This window comes from Andreprevotia chitinilytica DSM 18519 (genome assembly GCF_000711875.1).
GTDB classification, from domain to species: Bacteria; Pseudomonadota; Gammaproteobacteria; order Burkholderiales; family Chitinibacteraceae; genus Andreprevotia; species Andreprevotia chitinilytica.
Window position 1 is genome coordinate 171,716 of record NZ_JONM01000002.1, and the last position, 17,031, is coordinate 188,746.

15 protein-coding genes are annotated in these 17,031 nt (G+C 61.1%); 5 read left to right on the top strand and 10 right to left on the bottom strand.

The genetic code is table 11. The features are described 5' to 3' along the window. Positions 1-231: 231 nt before the first annotated feature. The gene (gene purB / locus BR41_RS03570; protein ID WP_035052939.1) at positions 232-1,602 is read right to left on the bottom strand and encodes an adenylosuccinate lyase; all 1,371 of its coding nucleotides are present in this window, start codon (positions 1,600-1,602) and stop codon (positions 232-234) included. A gap of 345 nt (positions 1,603-1,947) precedes the next feature. Between purB and BR41_RS03575 the strand changes: the two genes are divergently transcribed. The 5 genes from BR41_RS03575 (at position 1,948) to BR41_RS03595 (ending at position 5,864) form a co-directional block, all read left to right on the top strand. Continuing rightward, positions 1,948-2,838, top strand: a complete 891-nt coding sequence (locus BR41_RS03575) for a 2OG-Fe(II) oxygenase (RefSeq protein ID WP_035052942.1) — start codon at positions 1,948-1,950, stop codon at positions 2,836-2,838. A 216-nt stretch (positions 2,839-3,054) separates the two neighbouring features. Continuing rightward, positions 3,055-3,801 carry a 5-oxoprolinase subunit PxpA gene (locus BR41_RS03580; protein WP_035053648.1) on the top strand — a complete coding sequence of 249 codons (747 nt, stop codon included), beginning with the start codon at positions 3,055-3,057 and terminating at the stop codon, positions 3,799-3,801. A gap of 98 nt (positions 3,802-3,899) precedes the next feature. Next, positions 3,900-4,709, top strand: coding sequence for a glutamate racemase (gene murI / locus BR41_RS03585; protein ID WP_035052945.1), 810 nt, complete (start codon positions 3,900-3,902; stop codon positions 4,707-4,709). A gap of 91 nt (positions 4,710-4,800) precedes the next feature. Further along, entirely contained in the window at positions 4,801-5,142 is a 342-nt protein-coding gene (locus BR41_RS03590) for a CidA/LrgA family protein (RefSeq protein ID WP_035052948.1), read from the top strand. Beyond that, positions 5,139-5,864, top strand: a complete 726-nt coding sequence (locus BR41_RS03595; protein WP_035052950.1) for an LrgB family protein — start codon at positions 5,139-5,141, stop codon at positions 5,862-5,864. The genes BR41_RS03590 and BR41_RS03595 overlap by 4 nt, the downstream gene beginning before the upstream one ends. A gap of 267 nt (positions 5,865-6,131) precedes the next feature. On the opposite strand, the gene BR41_RS03600 is transcribed toward BR41_RS03595, so the two are convergent. From BR41_RS03600 to BR41_RS03640, 9 genes are all read right to left on the bottom strand, one after another. Then, entirely contained in the window at positions 6,132-6,635 is a 504-nt protein-coding gene (locus tag BR41_RS03600; protein WP_051709991.1) for a putative pterin-binding protein, read from the bottom strand. A 69-nt stretch (positions 6,636-6,704) separates the two neighbouring features. Then, positions 6,705-8,807 carry an ATP-binding protein gene (locus BR41_RS22665; protein ID WP_051709996.1) on the bottom strand — a complete coding sequence of 701 codons (2,103 nt, stop codon included), beginning with the start codon at positions 8,805-8,807 and terminating at the stop codon, positions 6,705-6,707. Between the two features lie 122 nt (positions 8,808-8,929). Continuing rightward, positions 8,930-9,475 carry a putative metalloprotease CJM1_0395 family protein gene (locus tag BR41_RS03610; protein WP_051709998.1) on the bottom strand — a complete coding sequence of 182 codons (546 nt, stop codon included), beginning with the start codon at positions 9,473-9,475 and terminating at the stop codon, positions 8,930-8,932. 130 nt (positions 9,476-9,605) lie between these two features. Then, the gene (recG, locus tag BR41_RS03615) at positions 9,606-11,630 is read right to left on the bottom strand and encodes an ATP-dependent DNA helicase RecG (RefSeq protein WP_035052953.1); all 2,025 of its coding nucleotides are present in this window, start codon (positions 11,628-11,630) and stop codon (positions 9,606-9,608) included. A 79-nt stretch (positions 11,631-11,709) separates the two neighbouring features. Then, complete coding sequence (locus BR41_RS03620) at positions 11,710-12,099, bottom strand: OsmC family protein (protein WP_035052956.1); 390 nt, start codon at positions 12,097-12,099, stop codon at positions 11,710-11,712. Position 12,100: 1 nt separating this feature from the next. Beyond that, positions 12,101-12,976: a pirin family protein gene (locus BR41_RS03625; protein ID WP_035052959.1), complete on the bottom strand. Its 876-nt coding sequence runs from the start codon at positions 12,974-12,976 to the stop codon at positions 12,101-12,103. A 256-nt stretch (positions 12,977-13,232) separates the two neighbouring features. Then, the gene (locus BR41_RS03630) at positions 13,233-14,078 is read right to left on the bottom strand and encodes a pirin family protein (protein WP_035052962.1); all 846 of its coding nucleotides are present in this window, start codon (positions 14,076-14,078) and stop codon (positions 13,233-13,235) included. 210 nt (positions 14,079-14,288) lie between these two features. Then, a complete protein-coding gene (phnD, locus tag BR41_RS03635; protein WP_035052965.1) occupies positions 14,289-15,254 on the bottom strand; it encodes a phosphate/phosphite/phosphonate ABC transporter substrate-binding protein in 966 nt (321 codons plus the stop codon). A 508-nt stretch (positions 15,255-15,762) separates the two neighbouring features. Further along, entirely contained in the window at positions 15,763-16,815 is a 1,053-nt protein-coding gene (locus BR41_RS03640; protein WP_035052967.1) for an imelysin family protein, read from the bottom strand. Positions 16,816-17,031: the final 216 nt, after the last annotated feature.

The following is a 17,031-nucleotide window of genomic DNA, read 5'->3' on the forward strand; positions in this document are numbered from 1 at the left end:
ATGCACCAAGCCGGGCAAAGCCCGGCCGGTCTATCCGATGTGCTATCAAATCAAACTGAGCTTAGAACCTATTTGCGATCTTTTGTCCCCTCGCCCACTTGTGGGAGAGGGTTAGGGAGAGGGTGCATAAAAGGACGTTGTCCTTGGCACTACCCTCTCCCCCAGTCCCTCTCCCACAAGTGGGCGGGAGGAAGCCTGCCGGCAAGAGAAGAGATCGTGACCCGTTGTTTCTTAGATCCGCTTGGCGAGCTCTTCAGCCTTGCCCAGATACGTCCAGGGCGTCATCTCTTTCAGTCGCGCTTTTTCGTGATCCGGAATTGCCAAGCCGTCGATGAACACCGCCAGTGTTTCGCGGGTGATACCACGCTGGCCACGGGTCAGCTCTTTCAATTGTTCGTACGGATTGGGCACGGCGTAACGACGCATCACGGTCTGGATCGGCTCGGCCAGGACTTCCCAGTTGTTGTTCAGGTCATCCAGCATTGCCTGGCGGTTTACTTCCAGCTTGTTCAGGCCCTTGAGCGCCGATGCATAGCCGAGCTGCGCGTAACCCAGGCCGACACCCATATTGCGCAATACGGTCGAATCGGTCAGGTCGCGCTGCCAACGGCTGATCGGCAGTTTTTGCGACAGGTGCGTGAGCAGTGCGTTGGCCAGGCCCAGATTGCCTTCGGAGTTCTCGAAATCGATCGGGTTGACCTTGTGCGGCATGGTCGACGAACCGACTTCGTTCTTGTTGACCTTCTGCTTGAAGAAGCCCAGCGAGATATAGCCCCAGATGTCGCGGTTGGCGTCGATCAGGATGGTGTTGAGGCGCGCGAACGTGTCGTAAAACTCGCTCATGTAATCGTGCGGCTCGATCTGGATCGTATACGGATTGAAGCCGATGCCGAGGCTTTCCACGAAGCGGCGGCAGAAGCCTTCCCAATCAAAGTCCGGGTAGGCGGACAGGTGAGCGTTGTAGTTGCCGACCGCGCCGTTGATCTTGCCCAGCAGCTCGACCTGTTCCAGACGGGCCAGCTGGCGCTCCAGCCGGTAAGCGACGTTGGCCATTTCCTTGCCCATGGTCGTCGGCGTGGCCGGTTGACCGTGGGTGCGGCTCATCATTGGCGCATCCGCCAGTTCGTGCGCCAGCGCTTTGAACTTGGCGACGATTTCGCGCACCTTCGGCAGCAGCGCCTGATCGCGCGCGCCCTTGAGCATCAAGGCATGGGAGAGGTTGTTGATGTCTTCGCTGGTGCAAGCGAAGTGGATGAATTCAGATGCGGCGGAGACTTCGGCATTGCCCGACAAGCGTTCCTTCATCCAGTACTCGACCGCCTTCACGTCATGGTTGGTCGTGCGCTCGATGGTTTTGACTTCCAGCGCGTGCTCCGGGCTGAAGTGGGCGACGACGCGATCCAGTTCGGCAATCGTGGCGGCCGAGAACGGCTTGATTTCCTCGATGGCCGGATCGGAAGCGAGTGCCTTGAGCCATGCCACTTCGACAGTGACGCGGTTCTTGACCAAGGCATATTCGGAAAAATGCGGGCGCAGATCAGCGACTTGCTTTTCATAACGACCGTCGAGCGGGGAGAGGGCGGTAAGCGCGGAGAGTTCCATTGGAGGTGCTTCTGGAGCGGGTGTAAACAAAGACCGGATTCTAGCACAGCCGATTTGCCAGCCTTGCCCCGCTTGGCGGCTGCCGCAGTGGCAATACTGTTGCCATGCCGCGATGGCGCTGGATTTGGCGGCTACTTTTATTGCGCTGCGCAAACACCTTGCCATAATAAATAGCTTGTCGATCAGGTCCGGATGCTGCAGCGCGGAATCAAAAGCAGATGACTTTGCCTTCGTGCGGATTGACAATGCACCTTACAAATAAAACCGAAGCCAATGTGCTTCCGAGCCGCGCTCGCCGCAAACCATTGCAGCGTGACGCGTTCGCCAACGAGGATGGAGTCCTTAATGAGTCAAGTCACCCAACTTACGCCTGAATGGCAGCACTGGATCCAGGACAACCTGGGCCGTGGTTGTACGCCGCAGTCGTTGATCGAAATCATGGTCAGCCAGAATTTCGATCCGATGTTCGCCAATGCAATCGTGTTTCACCTGACCACGTCGGGCCAGCAGCCGGTTGTCGATCGGCCGCAAGCCGGTGCACCCACCGCTACCCAGCGGACGGCATCGACCGGTTACACCTATGAAACCCCGCGCGTGCCTGCCGTCGGCAACGCGTTCCTGCTGGGGGATCGCGAGGTGCGTGTCGCAGCCCGGATCGAGAAGCCCTACATCATCGTGTTCGATGGCGTATTGAGCCACGAGGAGTGCGATGAGCTGATCGAGCTGTCGCGCCACAAGCTGGAGCGCTCGATGGTGGTCGATCCGACCACCGGCAGCGATGCACTGATTGCCGACCGCACCAGCCACGGCACGTTCTTCGCCCTGAACGAGAACGACTTCATCGCCAAGCTCGACGCGCGGATTTCCGCTGTGATGCACTGTCCAGTCGAAAACGGCGAGGGCATCCAGATTCTCAATTACCAGACCAGCGGCGAATACAAGCCGCACTTCGACTACTTCCCGCCCACCGATCCCGGCAGCAAGCGTCACCTCGCCAATGGCGGCCAACGTGTTTCCACCATGGTGATGTATCTGAATGACGTGGAAGAGGGCGGCGAAACGGTCTTTCCGGAAATCGGCATGACCGTGGCGCCGAAGAAGGGCTCGGCGGTGTATTTCGAGTATTACAACAGCCTCGATCAGGTCGATCCGCTGACCTTGCACGGCGGCAAGCCCGTCACCAAGGGCGAGAAGTGGATTGCCACCAAGTGGATGCGGCAACGCCGCTTCGGCTAAGCGCCTGCATTTACCCGGTTGCCTATTGTTGTGGATAACCTGCGTCAGGAACCCGGCCAAGCCGGGTTCTTACCTATTGGGATGTGGAAACGCCGGCGCTCCTTGGTCGATTCCACTCCCCCCGCCCTCGCCGCCGCGAGGGAGCCTCGCTTCGCTCGTCAGTGGCACGGGGGTTTGTTGGTGGCTTCGAAGTTCCACATGTACGAAAAGGACAGCATGAGCGCGCGCATCGATCTCAACGCCGATTTAGGCGAAGGCTTTCCGTTCGATGTCGCGCTGATGCCGCTGATCACCTCGGCCAATGTCGCCTGCGGCAGCCACGCCGGCGATGTCGATACCATGCGTGCGACCGTGGCGCTCGCCAGAGCCCACGGCGTGCGGATTGGCGCTCACCCGAGCTATCCGGATCGCGAAGGCTTCGGTCGTCGCCATATCGAAATGAGCCCATCCAGACTGGCGATCGAGATCACCGCTCAGCTGTGGTCATTGAAAGCCGTCTGCTTCGAGGCCGATGAGTCGTTTGCCTACGTCAAACCGCATGGCGCGCTCTACAACGAAGCCGCGCGTGACCCGGCGCTGGCTGATCTGATTGCCAACACCGTGCACGAAATCGACCGTGGCCTGGCCTTGATGGGCTTGGCGGGCAGCGAGCTGATCGCCGCTGGCGAGCGTGCCGGGCTCGCCACCATTTCCGAAGCATTTGCCGATCGCGCTTACTCAGCAGACGGTCGCTTGGTGCCGCGAGATCAGCCCGGCGCAGTGCTGGACGACGAAGAAGCGCTCGCACAGGTATTGAGCCTGATCGAGCGCGGCGGCGTGATTGCGAACGATGGTTCCTGGCTGCCGTTACGGGCGGATTCGATCTGCGTACACGGTGACAATCCGCACGCATTGGATTTTCTGCGTGCCTTGCGTGCGCGGCTGGCTGAGCGTTCGGTGACGATCGCGGCGGCTTTGCCTTGAACGCGAAACCAATGATGTTCACATAGGGAAGGCGGCAGGCTGCCGGTCGAGCGTCAGCCAGCGTAAAATGCCGGCTTTCGGCGTTTTGAGAACCGTTGATGTCCCGCTCCCTGCCTTCCCATCCCATTGGTGTGTTCGATTCCGGCGTTGGCGGGCTCACCGTCGTGCGTGCGCTGATGGATCGGCTGCCGTTCGAAGACATCGTTTATTTCGGTGATACCGCCCGCGTGCCCTACGGCGTGAAGTCAGTGTCGACCATCCAGAGCTTCACGCAACAGATCGCCGATTTTCTGCTGCGGCAAGACGTCAAACTGTTGATCATCGCCTGCAACACCATGGCCGCCGTGGCTGCCGATGCGGTGCGGGCGCGATCGCCAGTGCCGGTACTCGATGTCATCGAAGCCGGTGCCAGAAACGCGGTGGCACGCACCAACAGCAACAGCATCGGCGTGATCGGTACGCCGACCACCATCAATTCCAACGCCTACGCCCGCGCCATTCACCAGCTCAACCCGGATTGCCGCGTTTACTCGCAAGCCTGCCCGTTGTTCGTGCCGCTGGTCGAAGAAGGCTGGCTGGATCACCCGGTCACGAAGATGACGGCGCAGGAATACCTCAAGCCGGTCTTCGTCGAGCAAATCGACACCCTTGTCCTCGGTTGCACCCATTACCCGCTGATCAAACCGCTGTTGCTCGATGTGGTGGGCGACCGCATGCAATTGGTCGATTCGGCGCTGTCCATCGCGGATCAGACTGCCGAGTTGCTGCAATCGCGTGGTCTTGCCAATCCAAGTCGCGAGATACCGGACTACCGCTACGTGGTGACGGATGTGCCGGTGAAATTCCAGACCATTGGCGAGCGCTTCCTTGGGCGTAGTCTCAACCAGATTGAACGGGTGGACCTGTAGACATCTTTCATTGAAATGAAAGAGTATGGCAAGGTCATGATCGTGTTCTTGCCCGGTATCGCTACGAAACCCATCTCAACGGAGCCTGCCCATGCTCTTTGGCATCACGCTGTTGATCCTGTTTCAACTCGCTGGCGAGTTGCTCAGCCGCGGTTTTGGCCTGCCAATACCGGGGCCGGTAATGGGCATGCTGCTGCTGGCAGCTTGGTGCCTGATTCAACGTGGCACCGATGAACGCGTCGCGAAGGTGGCGGAGGGCTTGCTGGGGTATCTCGGCCTGCTGTTCGTGCCGGCCGGTGTCGGCTTGATGGCGCTGGGGCCCATGCTCAAGGCAAACGGACTGGCGATTGTGGCCGTTGTGCTGGTATCGCTGGTGGTCACGCTCTCGGTGACTGGTTTGCTGCTCAAATGGCTATTGGCGAGGCGCAAATGATCAAGCTTGTGGCGGTTGAAGTTGCGGCGCTCAAGACGGAGCCGCTGCTGTGGCTGGCCATCACCGGCCTGGCTTATTTGCTGGCGGAAAAGCTCTATCACCGGTCACGGCATTTTCCGTTGTTGAACCCGACGCTGGTGGCCATCCTTATCGTGATGGGACTGCTGCTGCTCAGTGGCGTGTCTTATACCGATTACTTTGCCGGGGCCAAGCCCTTGCACTGGTTGCTGGGGCCGGCAACCGTCGCCCTGGCGGTGCCGCTGTATGACAACCTGCAGCGCGTGCGTAGCTTGCTGGGGCCGTTGATGATTGCGCTGGCTGTTGGCGGGCTGGTAGGGATTCTTTCCGCCCTGGGGCTGGCGTGGCTGTTTGATTTGAGCTGGCCGGTGCAGGTGTCCCTTGCGCCCAAATCGGTGACGACGCCGATTGCGATGGCGCTCTCGGCGCATCTCAACGGGTTGCCATCACTGACGGCCGGCGCGGTGATCCTGACCGGCGTTGCCGGTGCGGTCATCGCTGTGCCGCTGTTCCGACTGATCAAGGTGGATGGCGATATCGAACGTGGCTTTGCCTTGGGGATCGCCGCTCACGGCGTTGGGACCGCACGGGCGTTCCAGATCTCCCAGACCGCTGGCGCGTTTGGTGGGCTGGCGATGGGCTTGAACGGCGTGTGGACGTCCATTGCCTTGCCGTTGTTATTGACGATGTGGCCGGTCGGTTAAGCGGCTCGCCTCACCGCGCCATTTCCAACCAACTTCGTAGGGCGGGTTAGCAACTTGTTGCGTAACCCGCCGCACGTGAACCACTACACTCTCCCCTCTCCCACGTGTGGGAGAGGGGCCGGGGGAGAGGGTCGTGCCAATTGCAGCGTCCTGTTTAGCACCCTCTCCCTAACCCTCTCCCACTTTCCCTGAACAAGGCTAAAAGCCTTGCACGGGATAGGAGAGGGAATGAAAAAAAGCGCCGCTTTCCTTGCCCCTCACTCCTGCTTACTCCACCACAATCTGGCTCAGCTGCCAGGCGCAGCGGCGATAAAACTCGCCTTCGCGCAGTTCAGGTTTGGTGTCGAACGGATACATCACGAACAGCGGCCCTTTCTCGCGGATCGACATCGGTTTGCCATTCAGGCGGCGGGCGACGATGACGTCGTATTTGTCCGCATCCTCGCCGGGAATGGTGATGGTGTAGTCGTTCAGTGCCTTGAAGTCGAGCTTGGCGCCGCTGGCGCCAGCCGCCTTGAGCACGTCGCGCAGCAGCGGGCCTTCAAAGGTTTGCGGCGTCGGATACCACGGGGTCGGCACGGTCATTTTTTTCTGGGGCAGACGGCCGAGCATGTCATCGTCGAAGTCGGCTGCCTCGCCGTGGTTCTTTTGCACCACCTTGCCGGTCAGTGTCAGCACAACCGGGCCTTTGGGCGCATCCAGCGCCGCGGCGATGCCTGCGCAGGTGATCAGGGCGGTGGCGAGTAGCGTCTGCCAGATTTTCAAATTCATGCGTGGTTTCCTTGTTGTTATGTCGTTTTAGCGTACCCGCCTCACTGTCGCTGACCGGGTCATAGTGCGCTACGGAGGGGACTCGGTCGTCGCTTCCAGTTCGGCACGGGTTGCCCGGTTCAGCGCTTGCGCGTCGGCTAACAAGCTGGGGGCGCGGTCGGCATCCTGCTCGGTGAGCACTTCAAGCTGGCCGCAGGCATGGGCAAGTGCCTGTGCGCCGATCTGCAGCGCCACGCCACGCGCACTGTGGGCCAAACGTTGGCGCGTGAGGTGATCCGCCTTGGTGCAGTCGTTGAGCAGGCTCTCGATGCGTTCCAGCCCCTTGCTGGCCAACACCAGATAACGCTCCTGGCCGTAACCGAGCCGCTCGCGCGCGGCTTCCTGTTCAAGCAGCGCATGGTGTTGCTCGGGTAGTGGCGCGGCGGCGTGCCCGGCCAGCGTGACCAACAGCTCGCGCGGCTCAAACGGCTTGCTTAACCAGGTTGCAATGTTGACGGCGTTGAGTTCGACTTGCGCCGGGCGTAGTGCGGCGCTGAGCATCACGATGCGGCCTTGCCAGCCGCCTGCGCGCATGCGCCGCGCCAGGGTCAGGCCATCGCAGTCCGGCAGGTTGTAATCGAGCAGGATCGTGTCCACATTGCGGGCCGCCAATGCGCTGATCGCGCTGTTGCCGTTTTCGGCCTCGATTACGTCGGCACCGGCTTCGCCGAGCAGATCGACCAAGAGTTCGCGGTTGATGGCCTGATCTTCGATCACGAGGATGGTCGTGCCCGCCAGTGAAACGGCAGCCGGTTGCGCAGTTTTCTCGGTCAGCGGGCTGCTGGCGCGGTAGGCCAGCACCGAAGCCAGGAATTCACTGCCTTGGGCATTGCTGTTGACGCAGCACACATCACCGCCCATGAGCCGCGCAAAGTCACGGCTGATCGCGAGCCCCAAGCCGCTGCCGCCGGCACTGCGGCCGCTGGCGGTCTGCTCGAAGGCGGAAAAGAGGATGTCCTGTTCCGCTTGGGTGATGCCCACACCGGTATCGGTCACGCGGGTTTCGAGCAGGAAGTTTTCTTCGCCGGCCGCAGAAGCATCCAGTCGCACGTGCACGCCGCCGGTGGTGGTGAACTTCACCGCATTGCCGATCAGGTTGATCAGGATTTGCCGCAGCTTGCCGCCATCGAGGGAGACGCAAGTGGGCATATCCGGCCCGAGCACGATTTCGAACGTCAGCCCCTTCTTGCTGGCCTCCAAGGCGAACAGACCGCGCAGATCATCGACCAGCGTCGCCAATGAAATGGTTTCTTCATGCAATTGGGCGCGGCCGGCTTCGATTTGCGACATATCGAGCACGTTGCCCAGCAGGCTCGCCAGATATTCGCCGCTCCGTTCGATCAAGGAGATTTGTCGGCGGGTGGTGGCCTGGAGCTGCGGGTCTTTGAGGGCCTGGCTGGCGTAGCCGAGCACCGAGGTCAGCGGCGTGCGCATCTCGTGGCTGACATTGGCCAGGAAGCGGCTCTTGGCCTCCGTTGCGGCTTGCGCATCGGCACGGGCGTTGGCAAGTTCTTCCTCACGGCGGCGGCTGCGCCAGAGTTCGGTCAGCGCAAAGCCGCCAAAACCCAACAGCAGCAGCGATTGGAAGATCGCAAGCATCAGCCGGATATTGCCTAACCGATTCACCAGCAGATCGTTCTTGTGCAGCTGATCGGAAAAGCCCCACTGCAGCTGGTCGATGGCGCCCTGCAACGCGGGCTCGATCTCGGTCAGTTTGGCCAGCAGCCAATCCACTTCCGCCGCGCTGGGCGCCGGGCCGGTTTGCCAACGGTGGTCGATCTCGACGATCGCCTGATTGACGGTGGCCATATCACTGAGATATTCGGCCCGATCGAGTACAACGTAATGCAGCCCGCCGTTCTGCATCGAAGTGAGCCGGCCGGCAACGATGTCGTAGCGCGTGCGTACTGCCGGGTATTGGGTTGGATCGGTGCGGGCCAGTGTCGCCACCTCACGCAGCCGCATGTATTCCTTGGTGAGATGAACCGAATACCAGAACGCATCCTGCGTGGCGTAGTCGGTCACCCGTTCCAGTTGCTTGCGCTGATAGACCTCGAACAGTGCCGAGAGCCCGAGCGACAGGACGAGCAGCAACGAGGCAACCCAGAGCGCGAAGCGAAAGCGCGCGTTCATCCAGCGAACCCGGCCCGGCAAGCAGTGGAAAATGATGTAAGCATTACGCGAGTGTAGAGGGGAAAAGGACTATTCCACAATCCGAGCTTGTCAGGAAAGCACCATACGCTCGGCACGCGTTGTCAGGCCTGAACCGCGAAGTTGGATGTTGAAACGCTGCTGCTGCCATAGGTTTGGCCAAGCTTGCGTTGTTGGGAGGATTGCTGGGCCAGCTGGGCGTAGGCTTCGGCTTCCATCTGCGCCGCACGCGCCGCAACGGCCCGGTCCTGACTGGATGGATCGGCAGGCGCCAATGCCGCTGCCTGAATGACGCGAGCCCGCTTGATCGTTTCGTCTGGCGTGTTGCCAGGGGACACGTCGATTCTCACTTCGCCGGCGACGGCATACTGCTTGCCATCTGGCCCGGTACGGAATTGGTAGGAGGCGCCGCTGGTGGATAGGCCACCTGCCGCCGCGAGGTGGGCCTGTTCATGCCGCCGGACGTTCTGGTCGATCTTCTTCAGCTGATCGACGTCAGCTTGCTGTTTTGCGTCGAGTTGCTGGGAGGCGCCCGACGTTTTTTTGCTGTCGAAATTCTTACTTGCAATCGCATCCGTCGTGGCCGCTGTTGCTGCCACGATCTGGCCTGTCTGGGCTGTAATACCCGGCGAGGGAAGAGCGGATACCATGTCGATACCGGTTCAACTTATTGATCGGTATGACTATTTTACGTGTGATTCGTGCTTGGCGTTGTGGGCGTGGCGACAGGCGGTTGCATAGCGTGGCTTGCAGGTCGTCTCAAGGTGCTGGAAGACGGGATTAAACCTTCAATAACGCTTCCCGGCCGGGTAGCCAGCGCTGCAGGTGTGCTTCGGCAATGGTGCGATCCTGGCTGAGCAATTGTCCCGCTGCTTCGCGGGCGGCCTCCAGCAGATCCGCATCGGCCTCCAGATCGGCGAAGCGCAACATGGGCACGCCGGATTGCCGCACGCCTGCGAGCTCGCCGGGGCCGCGGATGCGCAGGTCTTCGTTGGCGATCACGAAACCATCCGTGTTCTCGTAGATGACCTTGAGCCGTTCCTTGGCGGTATCGCCGAGCGGCCCTGAATACAACAAGATGCACAAGCTGGCGTGCGCACCACGGCCGACGCGGCCACGCAATTGATGTAGCTGCGCCAGACCCATCCGCTCGGCGTGCTCGATCACCATCAGGCTGGCATTCGGCACGTCCACGCCGACTTCGATCACTGTTGTGGCGACAAGCAGCTGAATCTCGTTGGCGATGAAGGCCTGCATGATCGCGGCTTTTTCGTCCGGCTTCATCCGGCCATGCAGCAGCCCGACCTTGATGCCTTCCAGTTCTTCGCTGAGCTGGGCGTGGGTATCGACGGCGGTCTGCAATTGCAGCGCTTCCGATTCCTCGATCAAGGGGCAGACCCAATACACCTGCCGCCCTTCGCCGACCTTGGCGGCAATGCGTTCGGTAATCTCGTCACGCCGGGCATCGCTGATCAACTTGGTGACGATCGGCGTGCGGCCGGGCGGCAACTCGTCGATCACGCTCACATCCAGATCGGCGTAGAAGCTCATCGCCAGCGTGCGCGGGATCGGGGTGGCGGACATCATCAGCTGGTGCGGGCTGCCGCCTTTCTCCCGCAGCGCCAGGCGCTGGGCGACGCCGAAGCGGTGCTGTTCATCCACAACAGCCAGACCGAGACGTTTGAATTCGACGCTGGATTGGAAAATCGCATGCGTGCCACACACCAACGATGCCGTGCCCAAGGCTGCGTCTTCGAGCGCGGCGCGTTTTTCCTTGGCCTTGAGCGAGCCGGTCAACCAGACGACCTTGATGCCCAGCGGCGTGAGCCATTGCGACAGCTTGCGATAGTGCTGTTCGGCGAGGATTTCCGTCGGGGCCAGCAGCGCCACCTGATAGCCGGCTTCGATGGCATGGCAGGCCGCAATCGCCGCGACGATGGTCTTGCCCGCACCGACATCCCCTTGCAGCAGACGTTGCATGGGGTGGGGTTGTTTCAAATCCTTGGCGATTTCCAGCAGTACCCGGTTCTGTGCCTTGGTCAGCCCGAACGGCAGGCTGGCGACGAGTTGCGCGGCGAGCCTGCCCGGCGGTGCGATCTTGGGGGCGCTGCGTTCACGCCGCACTGCGCGGGCCATGCGCAGGGAGAGTTGCTGTGCCAGCAGCTCATCAAACTTCACACGTCGCCAAGTTGGGTGGAGGCGCTCGGTGAGCTGAACGCGGGCGACGTCCGGTGTGGGGTGATGCAGAAAGCGCACGCTGTCGGCAAAGGCTGGCAGGCCGAGATCGTGGATGAGGGCGGTGGGCAGCGTATCGCTGAGGTGGCAGCTGGTGAGGGCCTTGGCGATGAGCTTGGTGAGCGGCGCTTGGGCGAGGCCAGCCACGGTTGGGTAGACCGGCGTGAGCGCCTCGTTAAGGCCATTGGATTCGCCAACGTTTTTTACTTTGGGGTGCACCATCTCGTCGCCCCAGAATCCGTGGCGGATTTCGCCGTACAGCCGCACGCGCTTGCCGACCGCCAACTGCTTGACTTGATTCGGGTAGAAGTTGATCAGGCGCACGACCAGGGTGCCGGTGCCATCCGAGATGCGAGCGACGAATTGTTTCTTGGGGCGGAAGGTGGTTTCAGCGCTTTGCACTTCGCCTTCCACCAATACCGGGGTGCCGATTGGGGCATCGGCCAGCGGGTAAAGCTGGGTTTCGTCTTCGTAGCGTGATGGCAGATGCAGCACCAGATCAAACGGCCGGCTGATGCCGAGTTTGAGCAGGCGGGTCTGGATGCCGGGCGGGAGGAGAGTTAAGTCCATGCAGCGTGAACGACTGTTCTATTGCATGGACTGTAACGGGTTAGCCGCGGTTTGGCGAGTTGTGCTGCTGGCGTAACGGCTAAGCAAGTGCCGTGGTGATCTGGATTTCGCCGGATAGCAGCTTGTGAATCGGGCAGGCATTGGCGATTTGCAGCAGGCGTTCGCGCTGTTCGCCATCCAGCTCGCCGGTCAAGGCGACTTGCCGTTCGATTTTCGCGTCGCCATCGCGATGATCGTCGCCGTAACGCAGCGCGACCTGCACGTCGGTCAGCGGCCAGCCCTTGCGCTCGGCGTACATCTTCACTGTGATCGCTGTGCAAGTGCCGAGTGCGGCAAGCAGCTGCGCGTGCGGATCGGGGCCGCTGTCGCCGGCGCTGGGGGTGTCGCCGGTCCAGCCGTGACGGCCATCGGATAGCGCGACTTGATAGGGTGTAGCGCCGAGCGTGGCGGCGACCGCATCGAAGGGCATGTCATTCTCCTCTGAGTTTGGGGACTTCTGGCGCGAGCAAGCGCTCGCCGGGATAACCATGGACTTCACCAAAGCCGTTGCCGGCATTCCAGTCTGTGGTGGCCTGGCGGATTTCGGCTGGCGTGCGGGCGACGAAATTCCACCACAGCAGCACCTCTTCGCTGAACGGCTGGCCACCAAGCAGCAGCAAGCGGGCCGGTGCATGCGTTGAAATTTCCAGCGCCGTCGCGCCCGGTTCGAAATACAGGAGCTCGCCGACTTCAAGCGCTTGGCCGGCCAAGGTGGCGCTGCCGGACAGCAGCATCGCGCCATATTCGAAATCTGCGCGTAGTGGCAGGGTGGTGTTGGCGGCATCGGCGGCAAGCAGCTCCAGCCCGACCAGCGGCGAATACACCAGTGCTGGCGAGCTGTGCCCGTTGAACTCGCCGGCCAACACGCTGATCTGCCAGCGGTCCTGGTCGAACACCGGCAGGTTCGGATAGTGATGGAAAGCCGGTTCGCGGCGGCGTTCCGCTTCGGGCAAGGCAATCCAGAGTTGCGCCGCGTGCAGCGTTGTCCCGTGCTCAGCCGGTGTTTCTTCGGAGTGGGCAATGCCACGCCCGGCCGTCATCAGGTTGACCTGGCCGGGACGGATCAATTGCTCAGAACCAAGGCTATCGCGATGGAAGACTTCGCCTTCGATCTGCCAGGAGAAGGTTTGCAGGCCGATGTGCGGATGAGGACCGACGCGCAGACCATCGCCGGTGGTGGCGACCGGGCCGAGGTGGTCAAGAAAGCACCACGCGCCGACCATGCGGCGGGAGCGGTTCGGCAACGCCCGGCGGATGGTCATGCCCTCGCCAAGTGTGGTGGTGTGGCTTTGCAGTAGTTGGGGCATGGCTTGCTCCTTCGCTGTCATATGGGAAGACCGAAGATCCTGGACCACAGAGGTTCACAGAGAAAGGCAAATGCGGGAGGTGGGGTTTTTGTAGGAGCGAGCTTGCTCGCGATAGCGACGGTTGACATGCCGCCATCGCGAGCAAGCTCGCTCCTACAGGGGTCCCCCCAATCGGTTTTGGTTTTCTCTGTGAACCTCTGTGTTCTCTGTGCCCTCTGTGGTTCAAGACTTAAGGGCTTAAGGTGTTAAAGCACCCTCAGAACCGCCCAGCCTGATAGTCCGCAAACGCCTGACGGATTTCCGTCTCGGTATTCATCACGAACGGGCCGTAACGCGCCACGGGTTCCTTGAGCGGCTTGCCGGCGACGACGATGAACCGCGCCGCATCCGTGCCCGCGCTGACCGACAACGCGCCGCCAGCCGTCAATGCCGCCAGTTCACGCGTACCCAACGGGCGCTCTTGCGGGCCATCGGCCACTTCAAGCTTGCCTTGGTAAACGTAGACGAAAGCATGGTGCGTTTCCGGCAGCGGCAAGGTCAGTGCTGCGCCTTGTGGCAACGCCACATCGTAATACACCGGTTCGGTGGCGACGCCTTCGATCGGGCCGCGTGCGCCGCCGAATTCACCAGCGATCACTTTCACGCTACCGCCGCCATCGAGTGCGACCACCGGCATCGCTTCCGCCGGGTAATCCTGATAGCGCGGTGCCGTCATCTTGTCCTTGGCCGGCAGGTTCACCCACAGCTGGAAGCCCCACATCAGGCCATTTTCCTGTTGTGGCATCTCGGAGTGAACGATGCCGCGCCCGGCGGTCATCCATTGCACGCTGCCGGGGCCGAGGTCGCCTTTGTTACCCATGTGGTCGCCGTGCTGCATGTGGCCGGCGAGCATATAGGTGACGGTTTCAAAGCCGCGGTGCGGATGTTCCGGAAAGCCCGCGATGTAGTCGTTCGGATCGTCCGAGCGGAATTCGTCCAGCATCAGGAAGGGATCGAGCATCGGCAGGTCTTGCGTGCCGATCACGCGATGCAGTTTGACGCCAGCGCCATCCGATGCGGCCATGCCGCGCACGATGCGAGCAATGCGACGAGTCGTAGTCATGATGCTGCCTCCATAGGGGTTTTGATGTGATTACTATGAGGCTTGGAACGATAAATGAAAATTACCCGTAATCGGGAAGGATTGTTCCATTGGTGGTGATAGTGGGGCGGTAGTGGGCTGCCCCGGTCCATGCCCTGATCATGTTGCGCCCACCAATAAAAACGGGCCACAGGGGCCCGTATCAAAGTCGTGCTAGGAGATTTTATTTGTCTATTTCGCGCCGCCAAGCAAGCCGACGAGCTGTTGGTAGCGCCGGTAGTAGTCTTTTTCCTGCACCGTTTTCTGCGCCGTGGGCACGCTGGCGTTGAGCGTGAGGCGGAACAGGTCGTGATACAGCTGCAAATCGGAGGTTTCACGCAGCAAGCGGTTGTTGGCAGGCAGGAAGCCATCGAGCTGATCGGCGTAATAGAGCTTTTGCTTTTGCGCGGTTGCCTGCGCGCCATCACGGCCGTAACGCAGGAAGAAGGCGGTGATCTTCTGCTTGAGCGGTGCCGGCAGATTGGCCTTGTAAACCAGCGGATCAAAGGCGAAGGGCTGTGACGTCCAGATCGGCTTCATCGCGGCGAACTCACGCGGATACTTTTCCTTCAGCTGTTCCAGGTCGAAGCTGTTGCTGACCGTCACATCGACCTCCTTGCGGTAAAGCGCGAGGAAGTTGTCTTCGAAGTTGCCCTGGCGCATCGATTTGAAATGCTGCTCGGGCAGGATGTTGTTCTTGATGAAGGCGTAGTACTGCGGAATCAGGAAGCCGGCGGTCGAGTTAGTGTAGTCGCCCGCATAGCGATAGCGGTCCTTGGTGCGCAGGAGGGTATCGAGATCATTGATGCCGCTATCCTTGCGAACCAGCAGGACCGAACGGTATTCGGCCAGCCCGGGGTTCTGCACCAGCCGCGCGAAGACTTCGCCGTTGTCGTGCTCGACCATCGATAGCGCCAGCCGGTTGCCAACGCGTGCGACCTGCACTTCGTTGTTATGGAATTTCTGCTGCAGCTCGTCGTAATTGCGAACGGCGATCACTTTGACCGGTTGGCCAATGCTGGCCGACAAGTCGTCTATGACCGGCTGCCAGAAGCCGAGCAGCTCTTCGGGGTTACGAGTGGCGATCAGGCCAACGGTGACATCGGCATGAGCAAACTGTGCAAAAGCCAGTAATAACGGGACAAGGAACCGGCGCATGGGTGCACGACGCTGCAAATTGTAATGCCCGCAGCATACGGTTGTTTGATGACGCCGCTGTTACAAGTCCAAGGAATATGAGTTTTGCCTTATATAAACATCCGTATCGTCTGCATGCTGAGCAAGGGATAGCCCCGTAGCCCGGACGGCTTCGCCGGCCGGGGGACTCCGCATGAATGACTCCCGACAGGGCGTCACTTGATGCGACGCCACCCCGGCCGGCGAAGCCGTCCGGGCTACGTGAACTGCCCGAGGCTCATTGACCGAGGTTGATCGCAAAGCCCGTAGGTTGGGCTAAATGAAATGCAGCCCAACACTTGCCGCACACATTGCCACCGGTGTGCATTGTTGGGCTTCGCTGCGCTCAGCGCCAACCTACCAAGGCCAGTTGTAGCCCGGACGGCTTCGCCGGCCGGGGGACTCCGCATGCATGACCCCCGACAGGGCCTCACTTGATGCGACGCAACCCCGGACGGCAAGCCGTCCGGCTAGGTGAACTGCACGAGGTTTATTGACTGAGGCTGATGGCAAAGCCCATGCCCTGACTCACCGGCCCGGCCAGGAAGTCCGCCAGGGCGTTGAGCTTGCGCTGCGCCAGCAAGCGCTCGCCGCGTGACTGCATGGCGTGGGCAGCCAGATCGTCCGGCAGTTGATCGAGTGCCTGGCGGGCCTCGAAGAACTTGGCGCGCAGCTCGGTCACCAGATCGTCCTTGCCACGACTGGCAAGGTAATCGTCGAAGCCGACCCCCTTCGCGCTGCCGAGCAAGACCTGCTGGATGCCATCGAATGTTGCCAGCAGGCTTTGCTTGGTCTGGTGTGCGCGCCAATCCGGGAAGCGTGACTCGGTTGGCGTCACTTCCTTGCTGGCGAGCTTCCAGCCCGCGAGTTCTTTGAGGTTGATCACCGAACGGGTGAGCGCCTCGGTCAGGAAAGGTCGGTGATAGGACATGTCGTAATTCATGCCGCTACGCAAACCGGCCCACTCGTAACCGAGGGTGGTTGCGCGGCGGGCGACACCGGCGGATTGCCAGATCGCATAGCGGCAGCGGTTGTTCTGACTGAACTGGGCGAGCTGTTTATCCGGGGTGTTTTCAGCGAACAGCAGGTATTCGAGGGCGGGTAAGCCACCCGCCTGCGTTGGCTGTTGCATCCAGTCATTGATGGCTTGGCCGCTGGTTGGATCAGTCGGTGCCGAGGCAATGGCCTGCTGCAACGCCTGTACGTCGAACGGCCACGGGGCGAACAGGTTGGTGAGCGACTCAACGCGCGCCGGGCCGAAGCGGGTGGCCTCCAGCCGTCGCCAGGCTTCGCTGGCACGCCGCCAGCTGTCTTGCGCGTCACGCAGATTGTCGCGGTTGGGCATGGCGCACAACGCGGTGACCCGAACGAGCAATTGCGATGTTTCTTTTTGTAGTGCTTGCGTGGCCGGCATGGCGACATGTTCGGTAATGCTGATCGCCAGTTCGGGAGGTTGAATGCGGACTTCGTCCGCCATGGCAGGTAGCGCAAGCAACGCGCCAGCGAGCTTGGCCAGCCTGAAGCCGGTCTTGAGCAGGTTCATCGGGTTTCCCTTCCATCGTTCTTTTGGTTGTTTATCGCTTCGCATTTGTCTGTTCTTGATCCGGCGAAGTCGGCGGCATCGTGGGCCGCAAACGCTTACATATCACACTTACAGCAAAAACGTCAGCCCCGGACGGCCGGGCGGCGGCCTGGGGAAGCGCGTCGGGCGGGCTTGCATTTGCGCAAGGCTAACGGGAAACTCGCGGGCTCTGAATCA